The sequence below is a fragment of the Brevibacillus borstelensis genome (assembly GCF_037834415.1).
Lineage (GTDB): Bacteria > Bacillota > Bacilli > Brevibacillales > Brevibacillaceae > Brevibacillus > Brevibacillus borstelensis_A.
On sequence record NZ_JAUMSJ010000010.1, the window covers coordinates 94,734 to 112,503 of the forward strand.

13 protein-coding genes are annotated in these 17,770 nt (G+C 44.9%); 6 read left to right on the forward strand and 7 right to left on the reverse strand.

All coding sequences use genetic code 11. The annotated features are described in order from the left end of the window. Window positions 1-25: 25 nt before the first annotated feature. Together hppD and Q3F21_RS11145 are read right to left on the reverse strand one after the other, a co-directional pair. A complete protein-coding gene (gene hppD / locus Q3F21_RS11140) occupies window positions 26-1,150 on the reverse strand; it encodes a 4-hydroxyphenylpyruvate dioxygenase (protein ID WP_340252460.1) in 1,125 nt (374 codons plus the stop codon). A 22-nt stretch (window positions 1,151-1,172) separates the two neighbouring features. Continuing rightward, window positions 1,173-2,540 (reverse strand): FAD-binding oxidoreductase, encoded by a 1,368-nt coding sequence (locus Q3F21_RS11145; RefSeq protein ID WP_340252462.1) that lies wholly within the window; start codon window positions 2,538-2,540, stop codon window positions 1,173-1,175. A gap of 517 nt (window positions 2,541-3,057) precedes the next feature. Here Q3F21_RS11145 and Q3F21_RS11150 point away from each other — a divergent pair. The 3 genes from Q3F21_RS11150 (at window position 3,058) to Q3F21_RS11160 (ending at window position 8,922) form a co-directional block, all read left to right on the forward strand. Next, complete coding sequence (locus Q3F21_RS11150) at window positions 3,058-7,044, forward strand: amino acid adenylation domain-containing protein (protein WP_340252464.1); 3,987 nt, start codon at window positions 3,058-3,060, stop codon at window positions 7,042-7,044. A 31-nt stretch (window positions 7,045-7,075) separates the two neighbouring features. Beyond that, window positions 7,076-8,338: an MFS transporter gene (locus Q3F21_RS11155; RefSeq protein ID WP_340252466.1), complete on the forward strand. Its 1,263-nt coding sequence runs from the start codon at window positions 7,076-7,078 to the stop codon at window positions 8,336-8,338. 383 nt (window positions 8,339-8,721) lie between these two features. Next, window positions 8,722-8,922 carry a hypothetical protein gene (locus Q3F21_RS11160; RefSeq protein ID WP_340252468.1) on the forward strand — a complete coding sequence of 67 codons (201 nt, stop codon included), beginning with the start codon at window positions 8,722-8,724 and terminating at the stop codon, window positions 8,920-8,922. Between the two features lie 168 nt (window positions 8,923-9,090). Here the strand turns inward: Q3F21_RS11160 and Q3F21_RS11165 are convergent, their stop codons facing one another. Continuing rightward, complete coding sequence (locus Q3F21_RS11165; protein WP_340252470.1) at window positions 9,091-9,684, reverse strand: TetR/AcrR family transcriptional regulator; 594 nt, start codon at window positions 9,682-9,684, stop codon at window positions 9,091-9,093. Window positions 9,685-9,869: 185 nt separating this feature from the next. Here Q3F21_RS11165 and Q3F21_RS11170 point away from each other — a divergent pair, with 185 nt between their 5' ends. The 3 genes from Q3F21_RS11170 (at window position 9,870) to hisC (ending at window position 13,473) form a co-directional block, all read left to right on the forward strand. Beyond that, a complete protein-coding gene (locus Q3F21_RS11170) occupies window positions 9,870-10,499 on the forward strand; it encodes a DUF2306 domain-containing protein (protein ID WP_340252472.1) in 630 nt (209 codons plus the stop codon). Window positions 10,500-10,698: 199 nt separating this feature from the next. Beyond that, window positions 10,699-11,730 carry a DJ-1/PfpI family protein gene (locus Q3F21_RS11175; protein WP_340252474.1) on the forward strand — a complete coding sequence of 344 codons (1,032 nt, stop codon included), beginning with the start codon at window positions 10,699-10,701 and terminating at the stop codon, window positions 11,728-11,730. Window positions 11,731-12,399: 669 nt separating this feature from the next. Further along, window positions 12,400-13,473 (forward strand): histidinol-phosphate transaminase, encoded by a 1,074-nt coding sequence (hisC, locus tag Q3F21_RS11180; protein ID WP_340252476.1) that lies wholly within the window; start codon window positions 12,400-12,402, stop codon window positions 13,471-13,473. Window positions 13,474-13,825: 352 nt separating this feature from the next. On the opposite strand, the gene qoxD is transcribed toward hisC, so the two are convergent. Genes qoxD through qoxA form a run of 4 tightly spaced genes read right to left on the reverse strand, consistent with a single transcriptional unit; the run spans window position 13,826 to window position 17,591 of the window. Further along, window positions 13,826-14,110, reverse strand: coding sequence for a cytochrome aa3 quinol oxidase subunit IV (gene qoxD, locus Q3F21_RS11185; protein ID WP_340252478.1), 285 nt, complete (start codon window positions 14,108-14,110; stop codon window positions 13,826-13,828). Beyond that, the gene (qoxC, locus tag Q3F21_RS11190; RefSeq protein ID WP_340252480.1) at window positions 14,107-14,709 is read right to left on the reverse strand and encodes a cytochrome aa3 quinol oxidase subunit III; all 603 of its coding nucleotides are present in this window, start codon (window positions 14,707-14,709) and stop codon (window positions 14,107-14,109) included. The genes qoxD and qoxC overlap by 4 nt, the downstream gene beginning before the upstream one ends. Continuing rightward, the gene (qoxB, locus tag Q3F21_RS11195) at window positions 14,709-16,658 is read right to left on the reverse strand and encodes a cytochrome aa3 quinol oxidase subunit I (protein WP_340252482.1); all 1,950 of its coding nucleotides are present in this window, start codon (window positions 16,656-16,658) and stop codon (window positions 14,709-14,711) included. Before qoxB ends, qoxC begins: the two co-directional genes overlap by 1 nt. A gap of 54 nt (window positions 16,659-16,712) precedes the next feature. Then, window positions 16,713-17,591: a cytochrome aa3 quinol oxidase subunit II gene (gene qoxA, locus Q3F21_RS11200; protein ID WP_340252484.1), complete on the reverse strand. Its 879-nt coding sequence runs from the start codon at window positions 17,589-17,591 to the stop codon at window positions 16,713-16,715. Window positions 17,592-17,770: the final 179 nt, after the last annotated feature.

The following is a 17,770-nucleotide window of genomic DNA, read 5'->3' on the forward strand; positions in this document are numbered from 1 at the left end:
CTTTTTTCATGATAAGCAATACGCTTTACAGATTTCCTCTTCGCGCTTGCTCGCGCTCTACCGCTTCAAACAAGGCCCTGATATTTCCGTTCCCAAAACCCCGTGACCCTTTTCTTTGAATAATTTCAAAGAATAACGTAGGACGATCTGTCATCGGATAGCCAAAAATTTGCAGCAGGTATCCTTCTTCATCCCGATCTACAAGAATATTCAGTTCATTCAGCTTCGCCAGCTCCTCATCGATTTCTCCTACGCGCTCAGGCAATGCCTCATAGTAAGCGTCTGGCGTGCTCAGGAACTTGAAACCATTGTTCTGCAAGTTTTCAACCGCTTTAATAATGTCATCCGTCAATAATGCAACATGAGCAACACCCGCTCCTCTGTTGTACTCCAAGAACTCCGCGACTTGTGACTTTCTTTCGCCAGCCGCCGGCTCAACGATCGGAAGCTTTACCCTCTCCGTTCCATTTTGCACAGCCTTCAACATGAGCGAGGAAAGGCTTGAGCTGACGTCTTCCTTTTTAAAGTCTTGGATCATTCGAAAATCAAAAACATTTTCATAATATTCCGTCCATTGATCAGCCTTTTCAACGTCTATCGCCAAGTGGTCAATTCGAGTCAAAAACGTATCGGAAACATTCGCTGGCTCGTCAATTTTGGTAAAGCTAGGTAAAAAGAATCCATCATAGCCGGTCCGCTCAACCAGGGTGTGAACGACATCTCCAAAGGTCCCCACTCTCGCCATTTTGACAACCCCGAAATCGTCACTGATTTCATAAGGCTGCATTACAGGAGTGGCCCCTCTTTTAATCGCCAAATCGTACAGCTCCTCTACATTCTGGACACGAAAGGCAATATCTTTCACGCCATCTCCATGAGTATGTACGAACTCAGCAATGGGACTTTCCGGAGAGTATGCCCCGCTAATCAGTATTCTGATGTCCCCTTTTTCCAGCAAATACGAAGACCGTTCTCGATTTCCCGTTTCCAAACCGCTGTACCCGACTACTTGCAATCCAAAAAGCTTGCTATAATAGAACGCTGCCTGCTTCGCATTGCCTGCGTAAATCTCCAGATAATCGATATCCTCGATCGGGAAATTCTCTACACCGACATTGACATTCCATTCGTTTTTCAGAGTGTTTTTCATATTTTGCGCCCCTTTGCATTTTTTATAAAAAGATCTTGCCTGGATTTAAAATCCCCTTTTGATCCAGCACGTTTTTGATCGCTTTCATGACATCGACTGCTTGTCCATGCTCCAGAGGCAAGTACTTCGCTTTCCCTAGCCCGATGCCGTGTTCACCTGTACACGTTCCGTTTTTAGACAGGGCAAAACGAACAATTTCTTCGTTCACTTTATGTGCGATTTCAATATCTTTCGAGCTATTGGGATCGACAATCAGCACGGCGTGGTAGTTTCCATCTCCCAAATGCCCCAATATCGCTCCATCGACCCCCTCTTTCTCCATCATTCCTCTCGCGTGAACCACTGCTTCAGGAAGGCTTGTGATGGGTACACAAACATCTGTGGTCATTAGTCTCTTCCCCGGTGCCATGGCTGCGATTGCCAGCGCCGCATCGTGCCTCGCTTGCCATATAGACTGATTTTTCCCGGTCTCAAAACTAAAGTCCCACTCTAAGCATCCCTCTTCATTTATGAGCTCCTTCACTATTTCCAAATCATTTTCAACCGATTTTTTCGAACCACTTAGTTCAACGAAGAGCGTCGGGAGCACCAGAAAATCCGTTTGTTTAAACTTGTTGATCGCTACTATTGTTTGCTCATCAACCAGCTCCAGTTTTCCGACAGGGATCGAGTTCATGATGATGGCTCTCGCAGCATTGCCGGCTGCAGACAAATGGGGGAATACAGCCTTTACAAAGAGAGTAGATTCCGGAATCCCTTGCAGCTTTAGCGTTAGTTCCGTAAACACGCCCAGCGTTCCCTCTGACCCGACAAATAACTGAGTTAAGTTGTAGCCGGCAGATGACTTTTTGGCCAGACTTCCTGTCCGGATGATAGAACCGTCGGCTAAAACCACTTCCAGCCCCAATATTTGATCTTTCATCGTCCCGTAGCGTACAGCAGAGCATCCACTGGCGTTTGTAGCAGCCATTCCCCCAAGGGTTGCATCTGCTCCGGGATCAACAGGGAAAAACAGTCCGTATTTTTTTAGATATTTGTTTAGCTGCATTCTCGTCACGCCTGGCTGAACTTTTACGATCATATCGTCTAGCCGCAGCTCAACAATTTGATTCATCCTGGTAAAATCCAGGCAAATTCCCCGCTTTACCGGAATTACTTGACCTTCCACACTCGTTCCCATTCCAAACGGGACAATCGGAATTTCATTCTGGTACGCATAAGCCACGATGTTGCTGACGTCTTCTTTACTGGTTGGAAAGACAACTACGTCTGGCGATACGCCTTCATGATAAGAAGTCAGATCCTTGCTGTGGTGTTCTCTAATGTTCTCATTGGTAGTTATGCTCGCTGATTCATTCGTTACCTTCAATAAATCATCAACAACGGACATATCCCTCCCCCTTCTCATTATGGAATAAAGCCCAGACAAAAGGTTTTAATTGTATAATTTTGAAATAAATTACATGCTGTCTTATATAATAGGTTTATTACATCAAATCTTTGCTGTCAACATTTTAATCACACACTTACATATTTTGAATCTTATGTACACAAAGGAAAAGATTGTAATCTTAGTTTATGTTTAATACAATTAGAAGTAAAGTAAATTTTCGAAAGTTTCGTTTAATTAAAAACTACGGACTTACATACTGCTTCTGCATCCGTTGCAGCTGACGATACATGCTTGGCAGCAGTCTGAAAACCGACAAAAAAAGAACGCGTGGATTGCGTTCGCGTTTACGTTCTCTTGTCCCCTGAAAGCGTGCCTGGATACGCTCCATTTTGCAAGACATTCACATTTTCTTTCCATCTCATTTTGACCCGAGAGCACTTCCCCCTGGTAAAACCTAATCAATGATATTCGGCAATCCCTAATTAAACGAAAAACTTGGGAAGGAGTTTTACACATGGGTACCAAAGTAGCGTCCAAAGAAGTAGTTGTTTTTCCGCAGTCATTTTCTCAACAACGACTGTGGTTCATCCATCAGCTGGAGCCAGCAAGTACTACGTATAACATGCCGTTTTACATAAGAATTTACGGTAACGTAAACGTAGCAAATGTAGAGAAAAGCATAAAAGAAATTATTGCGAGACATGAAGTGCTGAGAACCACTTTCCAAAACATTGATGGCGTACCTCATCAGATTATTCATAAAGAAATAGACTTTGCGTTAAAAAAGGAAATGATCATCCACGGTACGTTAGAAGAGCGCGAGAAAACAGCCTTACGTGCTGCTCAGGAAGAAGCAAACAGTCCTTTTCAATTAGAAGAAGGACCTCTATTTCATGCCAAGTTGTTTGTGATGAACGATGATAACTATTTACTGTTAATCAACATGCATCACATCATCTCAGACGGCTGGTCCATTGGCGTTTTTTTCCAAGAGCTTAATGAATTGTATAAAGCCTATTCAAACAATTGTTCATCTCCGTTAGCCGATTTACCCATTCAATACGCCGATTTTGCTGTATGGCAACGAAATTGGTTGCAAGGTGATGTATTAGATCACCAAATCAGCTACTGGAAGAAACAGTTAAAGGATTTGCCTACCATTCAGCTGCCTTCGGATTTTCCAAGAGGAAAACATTCAAACTACGAAGCCAAAAGCCAACATTTTGTCTTATCCAAAGCAGTAACAAAAAGCCTGCGCAGCTTTGGCAAAAAGGAAAGCGCAAGCCTCTATATGATTTTGCTAGCTGCATTCGGTGTATTGTTATATCGTTATACACAGCAAAACGACCTCGTAGTCGGAACTCCCATCGCGAATAGAAATCAAGAAGAGATTGAGAAATTGATCGGTTTTTTTGTCAACACGATTGTTGTACGGACGAATATTCAGAGGGAGAGCTCCTTTCAAGAATTTCTGCAAAGCGTCAAATACACACTTTTAGAAGCTTATACGTATCAGGATGTTCCCTTTGAAAAATTAGTCGAAGAGCTGCGCCCGGATAGACAGATCGGAACGACTCCTTTGTTTCAAATCGCTTTTGCCATGCAGAATGTTGCTGCCCCCTCTCTTGTAGCGAACGATTTGCATTTTGAAATACTGGAGATTGAAAATCCAGTTGCCAAGCACGAGCTGGCGTTATACATGTCCGAGGACGAAGAACAGATAACCGGAAGTTTTATCTATAGAGCAGATCTTTTCTCCGATACGACCATCCAAAGCATGATTACGAGGCTGCAACGAATAATCGCTTCAGTCGTTGAAAATCCCCACCAAAACATTGGCGAAATCCCTTATCTGACACCAGAGGAAGACCAGTTTTTTCAAAAGAACAGCACCAGTCTTGTCATTCCTGAATCGAAGCAAATTTGTATCCACCGTATGTTTGAGAATCAAGTTCGGAGAACCCCCCACCAGATTGCACTGTCAACCCAAGGTGAAACGCTTACTTTTGAAGAACTGAACGCAAAATCCAATCAGCTGGCCCATTATTTAGTAAAGCTTGGGATTGGTCCGGAAAAAGTAGTAGCCATTTATATGGACCGTTGCAATGAGTGGATTATCTCCCTCCTAGCCATCCTCAAAGCAGGCGGAGCATTCTTGCCCATCGATCTCAGTTATCCGCCTGAAAGAGTAAGCTTTATCGTCAATAACGCAAATGCTCATGTCATGATAACCAATAACAATGAGACTTGCTCAATTCAAAGCGACTGCCTAAGATTAGATTTTTCCAACCAGAAAGCACTGTGGGAAAGTGAATGGCAATCCAATGTAGGAATCGAAACAGAACAAGTGAACCAGTTGGCCTATTTAATCTATACCTCTGGAACAACCGGAACGCCAAAAGGGGTCGCAGTGGAGCATGAACAAATTTTGTATCATATCCAAAATGTGATGAACGATATCGGTTTTCGTCCCGGCATGTCCTATGGGATGGTTCAGTCGATAGCATTTGACTCCTGTTTAACTTTTGTTTTTTCTGCTCTGCTGACAGGAGGCTGTTTACACATGCTTTCAAAAGAGGAAGCCGTTGATTCGGAAAGATTCGGAGCTTGTATGGAAGAAAATCAAATTGATTGCTTGAAGATGACCCCTTCTCATTTTGAATCCTTGCTTTCATGTGATCATCCCCAAAAGATTCTGCCTAAAGAAGTGCTCATTCTGGCTGGGGAAACCTTTACGAAACAACTCGGACAAAAAATTCAGGAGCTATCCGGAAATTGCAAAGTATTTAATTCCTACGGCCCTACAGAAACGGCGGTTTCCGTTATTTTGCACCAACTCGATTTCAAACGTCCGGTACAGAGCAATTCCATCCCCATCGGAAAACCGCTTCCGCATGTAAAACTATATGTACTCGACTCACACTTACAGCCTGTTCCGTTCGGAGTTCCGGGTGAACTGTACATTGGTGGCGAAAGCGTTGCCAGAGGATACGTCAATTATGAAGGGGCAGGCCAGCCTGCATTCATCGAGAACCCATTTGGGTTAGGGAGAATCTATAAAACCGGTGATATCGTCAGGTACTTGCAAGACGGGAATCTTGAGTTTTTGCACAGAGTTGATCACCAGGTGAAATATAGAGGCTATCGAATTGAGTTGAGTGAAATTGCCTCGATTTTTTCTAGTATGGAGTTCGTGAAAAAAACCGAAGTTATTTTAGAAAAAGTTAATGGCACACAAAAACTTTTAGCATTTGTGAAGATTGATGCCTTGAATCCGAACCAGTCCGTACACATCATGAGAAGCATTTTGAAGAGCAAATTGCCAAACTACATGATTCCTGAAATGGTTGTCGTCGATGATATTCCGTTAACATCAAATCGAAAGGTAGACCGGAAGAAATTGATCGCATTGTATGAATCAACAAGGGATAAGCCGGATCATACAGAGTACTATCTTTCGACAGAGATCGAGCTGTCTCATATTTGGAAAAGGGTTCTGGGCTATAACGGAACGATTATGCCTCAAGATGACTTTTTTCACTTAGGTGGCCATTCCCTTAACCTCGTCATTTTGCGAAACGAGATCATAAAAAAATTTCATGTGAACCTTAATTTACATACGTTATACAGCTATAGCACCTTTCGGGAAATGAGCATGATGATTCACACCAGCTCACGGGAACAACATTCCTCTCTAGTACATATGAAGCAAGTGAGCGAAGCGGTCGGTACTGTTTTTTTAGTACATCCTCAGGGCGGCGGCGTGATTTGTTATAGAGATTTTGTTCATGAGTTATCCATGAATAGGGACATATTTGCTTTGCAATCAGTGGGATTTGATTCTCATGAAGAACCGTTAAAGAAAGTAGAAGACATGGCAAAAAAATATATAGAAGAAATCAAGTCCGTACAAGCTCACGGCCCGTATACATTAATCGGATGGTCATTCGGAGGGATCATTTGTCTTGAAATGACTCGGATTTTAGAGGCTCAAGGAGACAACATCGAATTTCTAGGTATGATTGACAGCAATCCGAGCTTCCTGGCATTGAAGCATTCAACACAACCTGTACCAGAAAACTCTTTAGCCTCCCATTTTGCCAGATTATTTGGGATTGACATCCATCAATTTCAGGATTGTGGAGAGGATCAAGCGATTCAAAGCATATATGCGGAAGCTGTGAGCCAGGGATTCGTTCCGGCTGAGATCGATTTTGGCTTGCTGATGAAACAAGCCTCTATTTCAAAATATAATGCTGAAGCACTCTCCGCCTACAAGCTGATGAACAAGATAAACACAGATATTCATTTGTTCTGCGCTACGATGGAAAGTGAGCTTTTCGGAAATCAGGTCATCGATGATCAAGAATGGGCTTTCACAACAAACGGAACGTTACATGTCTACAAAATCACAGGAGACCATTTTTCTATCATGAAGAGCCCCCATGTCTCAACCATTACGGCGACAATAGATAGAATCCTCTGCAAAACAAACGGCTAGAAACTAAGCGATTCAGAAAGGATTGGCTTATATGAAAAATAAGTCCTTTGTTTTCTTATTGACCTCGGAAACCATCAGTACCCTTGGTGATATGATTGGTCTTTTTACAATCGAATGGCTCTTGTATAAGCTAACAGGCTCAAAGCTCCTTATGGGGAGCTTGCTTGTTGCATATGCAATACCGGAGATTAGCATTCGTTTGTTTGGTTCTGTCTTAGTCGACATGTTTCATCGAGTGCGACTCATGATTACGTTAAATATGATTCGTCTGGTTACTATTTCGATCGTTACCGTACTTATTTTTCTCCAGTCACTCGAGGTATGGCATATTTTCTTGATGGCCATCATCCTTGGTGCTTGTTCAGCCCTTTTTATCCCCGCCGGAATGGCACTTGTACCGACGATCTTGCCCAAAGATGAGCTGCTCAAAGGCTATTCCTATTTAGACATCTTCACAACATCTTCACGATTGCTCGGACCGGTAATAGGCGGACTTTTGTTAAATCTGGATCTCCTCTACATTGGGGTCATCGTTTACGCCGTCTCATTCGGTTTGGCTGCCGTCTGCTTGCTATTCGTATCTACCCCTACTCCCACACACCTGGAAAAAAAGCTGGTACAATCATCGTTATCTTTCAAGATGCTGGTATCAGAGTGGACGGAAGGCTTCACTTTTTATCGAGCTGCACCCGATTTGCTCATTATCCTGTTATTTTTATGCTTGTCCAATATGTGTTTTGCGTCATGGAACGGGCTAACGATTCCATTCGGAACAGAAGTTCTGAATCTGTCCACATTTCAAATTAGTTTTTTTCTGCCGTGCTTCTCCCTGGGTATGCTTTTGGGAAATCTGATTACGTCACGCTTAAAGAAGGTAACAAAGCGGCGAGCGTTTATGTTCTCCTCGATGATCGCCACTGGCATCGGGAATATACTGCTGAGCCTGAACCATAACTACATGTTGGCGATTGCTTTATTTATTTTCCTCGGATTTTGTTTGCCGTTCTTCTCCTCTTTTAACGCTGCTATTTACGGTCAAGTCGTCCCGGATTCTCTGAGAGGGAGGGTACTGTCTGTTCGATTAGTGGCAACACAGTGCATGATGCCTGTTGGAGGCTTCATTGGAGGGCTGGTCAGCGAGTTTTACGGCATTCCATTGCTTATTTTCGTTTCTGGCCTGATTCCCCTGGCCTGTGGAATCGTCGGATTTGGTCTTCCCCAACTGAAACCGCTTGATGGAGAGCTTACTGAACGAACTGTTCATACCAAGCCGAGAGCTTATGAGACAGCGTAAACGAAAAAAAGCCGAGGAAAAGTTTCGCTCCGAATGATTGGATAAATTCGCCATGTTTCCCGTAAATAGTTCCGGGGTAACTACCTCCTATAAGACATCAACGCAGAGAAGCAGGTCCTGGTACGGTAGATAGCAACCAACCAACACTGCTTGGTTCCGACCTTGACCGGGATACTGTCCAAACCCGATTGGAATATCCAAACACGTCCGTGGCATGAAAAGGCTGCAGCAAGGGACGACGTGTGGTTTACCGATCCGTATGTGGATGCGATGACCGGCAAGCTGGTTATCAGTGCCATTCTGCCCGTTAAAGACGGAGGAAGACCTGGGGAATATCACCAGCATGGGAAATCTCGGCAGGTACGGAGAAAGTGGCTGCCTCGATGAACGAGATCGTCGCGATCAGCCGCGCCGCATCTGAACATACGCGTGGAGCAATTCAATCGGCAGCATCGCAGCTGGCAGCGATGAAAGAGATTGCGGATGCAGCCGAGTCGCTCAGTTTTACCGCTCAGCAGCTGCAGGATAGTTTGTTCCACTTTTCGGTAGGGAATGAAGGCAGAGAACAGGATTTGCAAAAATAAAACAAGCTGGGATGGGAAAAGGCTTCCTGCTGCGGGAAGCCTTTTCTCGCGGAATTATCCGCATCGCCCGAATATCTATATGACTTGTCTATGATATTTCGGTCCGAATACGGTACGTTTGCATCAGCCTCGGTTCCTTCTTTCGTCAACATGCATATTGTTCAACGGCTAAGCAGTCAAGTAGCTCTTGAGTATCCTTTCCGTATACTTCATATTGCGTTCGATCGGGGCATTGCTGCCCGTCAAACGGCTCGCCATGATGGCTCCCTCCATGGAATCGATCAGAAAAGCCGCCATTTCGGCAGCATCTATGTCCGGACGGAACTCCTTGTTGCGTATGCCTTGCTCAATGATCGATTGAAGGAACCTGACCATGCCAGCGTAAGCTTCTGCCGCCTTCTGACGAAGTTCGGGGAACGTTCCATCGCTTTCTACCGCTGTGTTCAGCAGCGGACAGCCGCCGGGTATTGGCGGGTTGTGGGCGGCATCCTGGTAAACAGCCGAGATTTTCATTAGTTTCTCGAGCGTACTCGTCCCCTCTTGCACCGCTTGAACAAAAAATTGCTGCAGGATTTGCCCGGCTCTCTCAAAGGCGGCCAGCACAATCAGTTCCTTAGTTTCAAACCGACGGTAAATGGCTCCCTTCGGTAAACCGGTTGCTTGCATAATTTCTTGTATGGACGTTTGCGCGATGCCTTTGGTATTAAACAAAAGCATGGCGGTATGAATAATCTTTTCCTTTATCTCGTCTGATTTCTTCATATGTTTCATCCCCCTGGCAGGCAGTGCTATTCATTAATACCTTCCGCGATTTCTTCATATTGTCACGAATCCCGAGAAGTATTCTATTTTAAATTAGCAGAAGACGTCGTATAATGAAACCGTTCAGACCGAACGGTCCGGTCTGAACTATTATACATAAAATAAGCAAAGGATGGTATGCCAGTGTGAAAAACCGAACGGAAGCAAAAAATGGCGCTGTTATTTTACTGTCAGTCATCGCGTTGATGTGGATGATGCATACGTTAACGAAAAATTTCGTGTCAGATCCCGACTTCTTCAAGCTGCTTGCGAACAAAGATTCCTTCACCGCCGACCGTGCGTTATGGCTGTTCATGCTGCGGGCGCACATTGCGCTTGCGATTGTCTCGCTGGTTACGGGGCCAATCGGCATGCTCCGAAACGTTCGTATCCGGTCAATCGCTTGGCATCGGTGGAATGGACGAATCTACGTCGTTTCCATCGTGCTGAACTTCATTCCGGGACTTTACACTTCGTGGTTTGCGGCGGGAAGCTTGACGGTTGCGGGATTCCTCCTCTTGAATCTGCTCTGGCTCGGGACCACTTGGCTCGGATATCTCCATATTCGCCGCAAGCAAATTGCAGAGCATTCGCAATGGATCACACGAAGCTTTTTTCTTACCTACGCGAATCTGACCATTCATCTCTTGCTCCCGATAGGCCAGCACGCAATCGGCCTTACCTACGCTACCGCGTATGCGCTCGCCGTATGGGGAAGCATGCTGCTTAATCTGGGTTTGGCCGAAGTTTTCATCCGCAAGAAATGGTTGGCCTGAAGATGTCATAAGGGTGGAGTCAAACATTGTGCGATATCTACCCGCTCTTCGGCGTCCTTGCGAACAATGCAGGAGGTATCTCGAACGATCACGGAATCGCTATGGCCAGAATGCTGTAAAAAGGTTGAGTTCCGATTTTTTTTGCACCAAAACGAACCGGACGGTCCGGTCCTAATAAAACAAGAGGAGAGATCGTGGTATGCTACACATTCAAATCGTGCTGTTTGACGGGTTTGACTTTATGGATGTCATCGGTCCTTATGAAGTATTTACGGCCGCTAAAATGCTGAGTGGTGCCGATATGGACGTAAAACTCGTAAGCGCGGAAGGCGCAAGATTGGTTGAAAGCGGGATGAACGGCCCCGGGCTGCCAGCCAGTAATAAAATTGATCTCAGCAAGGGAGGCATATTGGTCGTCCCCGGCGCCATGGGTACTGTCGGTCTCGATGACACCGGTCCGGATTCCGTAGTTACACGGCTCAAGCTCGCGACCGAAACTGAATTGATGCCCGTTCTCAGGCAAGCCATGGTGGAGAAAAGCCTTACTGTTGCAACGGTTTGCGGAGGCTCGATGCTCCTTTCCATGGACGGATTGTTGGAGGATCGTTATGCGGTTACCCATTATTTAGGGATGGAGGTGCTGGGAGCGACCGGAGCCAAGCCTGTTCCTGCCAGAGTCGTCGTGGACGGAAGGCTCGTGACTGGTGGCGGCGTAACTTCGGGTCTCGACGTTTCCTTGTATTTGGTGGAACGCGAGCTTGGTCCGCAAATCTCGCACGCTGTCGAGAAGCTGTTTGAATATGAGCGAAGAGGCACCGTTTGGCATGCGACTGGGATTCCACCGCTTGTGATACAACAACCGCGGGAGGAACCTACGGAATCGCTCTCCGAGGGTCCATTCCCTCTTTTAACCGGGGAAGCCTCCCCTGCTGATTTCGACGGAAAGTGGGATCTCATTCTCTCTACGCCTATCGGCAAATTAACGTCCGTCATGACGATTGCTACAACGGGCGGCGTCATTCGAGGTACCATGCAGCAAGGGGACGACAAAGTCGACATGATCGACCCGCGCATGGAAAGCGATCGGATGACGTGGGCGTTAAGCGTCAGGAAGCCTATGCGACTCAACTTGAAGTTTACCGTCACCATTCAGGGGGATACCTTGACTGGGAATGCTAGAGCGGGGATGCTTCCTTCATCTAAAGTTGTGGGAACTCGCAGGAAAGAGTAAAGTGTAGGCGAGAATCAGCGTTATGCATCTCGCCTACATGCCTTGTACCAGCTTGCGTTTCTAGGGTACGCCAAACAAAATCAAAAAGACACCGCGCAACGGTAAATCCCCCTCACGGAAGACAACGTATAACAGACATAAGATGTACTAAGATGTTGCCAACCGGAGGGGGTTTTTTTATGGGAAAACCGGTCATTGCCTGGGCCAAGTGGGGCTGCCGCGAATCGGGAATTCGAGCCCGCCTTGGTCGAAGATACGTTACGAGAATCATCCCAGAAAGGGATTTTCCTATAAGACGCCGTAAGGCTACTTCTTCTCCAACGAACATTACCAGAGCATCGGGTTCCTTTTGGAGCAAGAGGTTTTGCAACGAGCTGCGAATCAAGTTGCATCCCGCACTAAACAGGCAAGGCTCCCTTCGATTTTCCCTTGGGATGGGGGCTTGCACGGTTGCACCGTTCAATTCTGCACAGCCGCTTTAGTGGATCGACTTACCCACCGCTCACACATTCATTGACATTCACATCCATCTCGATACAAAGTAAAACTCCGGAATTAAGTAAGCCAATATTGCAACTGGTTGGCGACTTTTTCAACCAGGTGGCTGATCACAGCAAACCTCATGTACGATAAAATTTGCGCTAAATGTGCAATCAAGGAGGTTTATTTATGATCCAGAAATTCGATGTGAAATCACGAGAGACACTGGATAAAATAAAAACATATATACCCGGTATGCCAATTTGGGAAGTAAAGAAATTGTATGGTCTTTCAAGCGTAGTAAAACTAGCTTCGAACGAAAATCCACTCGGACCCTCTCCTAAAGTGATTCAAGCGATCCATTCTTCTCTTGCCGAGTTACATCGCTATCCCGATTCTAAACTCGACTTGTCCCAAAATCAGCTAATTGTTACAAATGGCGGTGATGAGCTAATTAAACTACTATCCGAAACCTTTTTAGAGCCAGAAGATGAAATCGTTTTACCTTCCCCTACCTTTAGTGAATATGAATTCGGCGCAGATTTAATGGGAGCCGTAATTAAATCGGTTCCATTTGACGATGAGTATCGGTTTGACATTTCTGCTATTTTGTCTGCGCTCTCTGAGCGGACAAAGTTGGTATACATTTGTTCTCCTAATAATCCGACGGGCACCTATCTCCCCCGAGAAGACTTAAAAAGATTGTTAGACCAGTTGCCGGATGGAATTCTAGTGGTATTAGATAGTGCTTATAGTCACTACGCAACTGCCGAAGACTTCACAAATGGCGTGGAATTCGTACGCTTAGGTTATCCCATCGTTGTTCTACAAACATTTTCAAAAATCTATGCCCTAGCAGGTATCCGCGTTGGCTTCGGCGCAGCACCCGAAAACGTTATACAAAAAATTCTTAAAGTAAAAGAACCCTTTAATGTAAACGCATTAGCACAGGTGGCCGCTACTGCGGCTTTAGAAGATCATGAACACTTTCAAAAGTCACTTTTGGAAAATTCCATCGGACGTGAACAATTGTATAAAGCTTTTGAGGAATTACGTATTCCTTTCACTGAAAGCATGGCTAATTTCATTTTAGCTGAGGTTGGGCCAAACGCAGAATTGATATACAATGCGCTACTAAAAAGGGGAGTAATTGTACGATATGGGGCAACATTTGGATTACCCAATCATATTAGATTCAGTATTGGTGCCGTAAGAGAAAATGAATTTTTAATTCAAACCCTTCGGGAAGTTATGTACAGTTAGCAAACTTACTGACCTGAATCACGTCACGGCAGTAAGGTTTGAAAAAGGCGCGTATCAGTAAAAGCAAAAGCTCCAATTGTTTTGCCCATATACGCCAGATAATACGGTTCGATTGTATACGAACCGAAAAATCCCGAACCACTAAAAGTGGCACGGGATTTTTAACTTTGAACGAAAAGAATTATTTGTTACCAAGCTCAATCTTCACGATGGAAGCTCCGATCCCACGATCCCAGGTACATTTTCTTTATTTACGCCACGAGGCTGGTCGAAGTTGATCACATAGAGCGTATGACCGATGAAATGAACACTAGCCGGGAATGAGAAAGCCTCTTTTCCGAAAGATGGGCTATTACACATATCCCCAAATCATGCACAACAATGTACCGAAAACGGTAACCAATGCAATGAACAAGGAGTAATAGATATTTGTATAAATGGCCCCTTTATCTTTGGTTTCACCGGCGTGCATAAAGACGACCAATTGAAGCCCGGCTTGCAAAAAAGCAGTAATGAGGAGAATCGTCATTCCGGTTGCAAATGACACGTCCAAGAAATAAACGGCGAGAGCCATTGCCGTAAGTACCATTGAAAACAGAAAACCCATTACTTGTTTACGTGGAAATAAATCATTCATCCCTGCAACATTCCTTTCAGATAGACGAAGCTGAAGATAAAGATCCACACGACATCCAGGAAGTGCCAGTATAAGGAAAAAATAAAAGATTTGTTTGCTGTCGCCGGAGTTAATCCCTCTTTTCTAACTTGCAGGAGGATAAACAACCCCCAGAAAAACCCAAAAGTCACGTGACCACCGTGTGTTCCCAGTGTGGTTAACAGAATAGCCGTAAAAGCACTCGTCTGTATTCCTGCCCCAATGTGGGCGTAATGAATAAACTCATCAATTTCTACTCCTAAAAATCCGAGCCCCAGGATTAGGGTGATGGCAAAGAAAATGAACATTGCTTTTTTATTTCCAAGCCTCATCGCATGGATACCCAACCCGATTGTAAAACTGCTTGTCAGAAGTAAGATCGTTTCCACCAAGACAGGAGCGATTTCAAAAATCTCCGCACCACTGGGACCATTTCCGGTACGTTCAACAAGTGTGAAGTAGGATGCGAAAAGCGTGCCAAAAAGAACAATTTCCGCACCAAGAAAAATCCAGAACCCCAAAACTTTTAAACGATTTTCCTCCGTTGCATATTCAAGGGGGAGCGAATGATCCAATTTCATCAGCTAACACCTCGCAATTTTTGATTTTCATTCGATTTAATCTCTTTTACAGAAATATAGTGTCCATGATCCTTTTCAAAGGATCGGTAGGTCAGGAAAGCAAAAATACCGATTGTAGCCACGATTGCAGTCGTCCACATGCTGAAGACAAGAGCAAATCCCCAGACAAAGAAGATACAGCTCATCACAAATGGCACCCCGCTGTTATTGGGCATGTGGATTTTTTCATATTCCCCCGTAAATAATGGCTGATCGTTCTTTTTAGCATCCCAAAATGCTTCAATGGAGTGAGCCTGTGGCAGTATAGCGAAATTGTATTCTGGAACAGGCGTATGAGTAGCCCATTCTAGGGAACGAGCATCCCATGGATCGGCGCTTATATTTCTTGGTGCATAGCGAACACTCCAGTAAATGTTGTACACAAGAAGAACAAAACCGATCAGCATTCCAATAGCTCCGATGAATGATAGTAAGTTATAGGCTCCAAAGCCAGTAGATGCGGAGTACGTATACATCCGTCTGGCCTGTCCATCCAAACCGGACAAGAACATCGGGAAGAAGGCAACGTTGAAGCTGATGGCGATAAACCAGAACGTCCATTTCCCAATCCGCTCATTCAACATGAAACCAAACATCTTCGGCCACCAGTAAGTGAGACCTGCAATCATGGCGAACACAACACCCGGAATAATCACATAGTGAAAATGGGCAACAAGGAACATGGTATTGTGGTACTGATAGTCAGCAGCTGACATACCAAGCATGACCCCAGTAACTCCACCAATTAAGAAAATCGGAATGAACCCTAGCGAGTAGAGCATCGGAGAGGTAAAGACGATCTTGCCTCTCCAAAGCGTAAACAACCAGTTAAAGATCTTGATTCCAGTCGGCACCGCAATGGCCATTGTCGTGATGGAAAAAATGCTGTTGGTCAGTGCGCCTTGTCCCATTGTAAAGAAATGGTGAGTCCACACCAGGAACGAGAGCAGCGAGATGATCACCATCGAAGCAACCATTGATTTGTATCCGTAGAGATTGCGTTTTGCAAAGGTTGAGATGATCTCACTGTACACACCAAAAGCGGGCAAGACCAAGATATACACTTCCGGATGGCCCCAAACCCAGAACAGGTTTGCCCAAAGCATATCCATGCCGCCATTCGTGGATGCGAAGAAATGAGTGCCAAAGAGTCGGTCCATGGTCATCATAATGAGCGCCACGGTTAATACAGGGAAAGCGAAGACAACGATCACGTTGGTGACCAATGCAGACCAGGTGAACATAGGCATTTTCATTAAGGTGATACCTGGCGCTCTCATCTTTAGAATCGTGGTAATGAAGTTTATCCCGGATATTAATGTACCGAGCCCGGATATTTGCAAGGATAGCGCATAGTAGTTGGTTCCAACAGACGGACTGAATTCGTTGCCTGCCAAAGGAAAATAAGCAGACCAACCGGAATCAGGAGAACCCCCAATCACAAACGAAATGTTTAATAGCATGGCTCCCATGAAAAACAGCCAGAAGCTAAGGGCATTTAATCGCGGGAACGCCACATCCCGCGCACCAATTTGCAATGGAACAACAAAGTTCATAAAAGCATAAATGAACGGCATTGCCATAAAGATCAGCATGATCGTACCGTGAGTCGTAAAGATTTCATTATAGTGCTGCGCATCGAGCAGCGTGTTTTCTGGAACTGCGGTTTGAGCCCGCATCATGATGGCATCTGCACCGCCGCGAAAGAGCATGATCAATGCCGAAATCAGATACATAATTCCGATCTTTTTATGGTCCACTGTCGTTAACCATTCACGCCACAAATACCCCCATTTTTTAAAAAAGGTTAAGCCTGCAACTATCGCTATGATCGTAAACGCGATGGCAATCATGGAACCATAGATCGCTGCGTTTGGATGAGGTACGGCAAATTTGGAGAAGTAGTCCATTGTTTCGCGACTCCTTTCTAAATCGTTATGGGATTGATTAACATAAGTCTACTGTTACTCATGGTGATCAGAATCCTGTTGTAGGTTCAATGTCTGATGATGATGTTCACCTTCAGGAGCTGGACGAAACGGTAAATGAGTACCCGTGAAGGTGTACTGTCCAACATGTCCCGGTTTTAGCAGTTGTTCAAATTTATCTTCTTGCAGAGGCTCAGCCGTGTTCCTTACTTCATCAATCCATTTCCCAAATTCAGCTTCGGTAACTGCTTTGACATTGAACGTATTTTCCGCAAAGCCCTTTCCGCTAAAGTTTGCATTTCGCCCCATATATTCTCCTGGAACATCGGCCGCTAAGTGCAATGTCGTAACCATGTCAGCCATAGCGTATTTTTGACCCCCTAGCTGCGGAATCCAAAAACTGGTGATGGGCCCGTAGGAATACAATTTGAACTCGAGAGGGCGTCCTGTTGGTATATACAAATAGTTAACGGTTTCGATGTTCTCTTTTGGATAACTAAAATGCCACTTCCAGTTTGATGAAAAAGCATATATGATTAGCGGCTCTCTATGCTCATATCCTTCTGGTCGTGCCTCCACCTTATAGTTGCTTTGTACAGAAATAACGGAAAGATAGGCCACGATTAGAACGGGTATCCCCACACATAGCAATTCAACCCAAGTGCTTCCCTCGATGTGAGGCGGTTCATAATCTACGCTTTGTTTGGACGCTCGGTATTTGTAAATCATAAATACGAACAGAGCGATAACCACCAGGACGATGAACGCCATGGTCCAAATAGAAATCATAATGACATCCGCCTGTGTTCGGGCTTGTGGCCCTTTCGGATCTAATACTAGTAATTTGTTTGAACAGCCGGCCAAAAAAGTAAAGGCAGCTATGATCAAAGAATAAATCGACCATTTTATCTTCATAGAGGAACTCCTTTCTACATGCACGATTTGATTCCCCATTCTCGATCATTTTTCCGGTATGTTGCGCGGTCATAGCCGGACTCATTTCATCAGGAATCTTCATGCTCTCGAATATATTGTTTATCCTAAGGAATATTTGGTGAATCGTCCTCATCCATTCAAAAACCTTTTTTGCCATC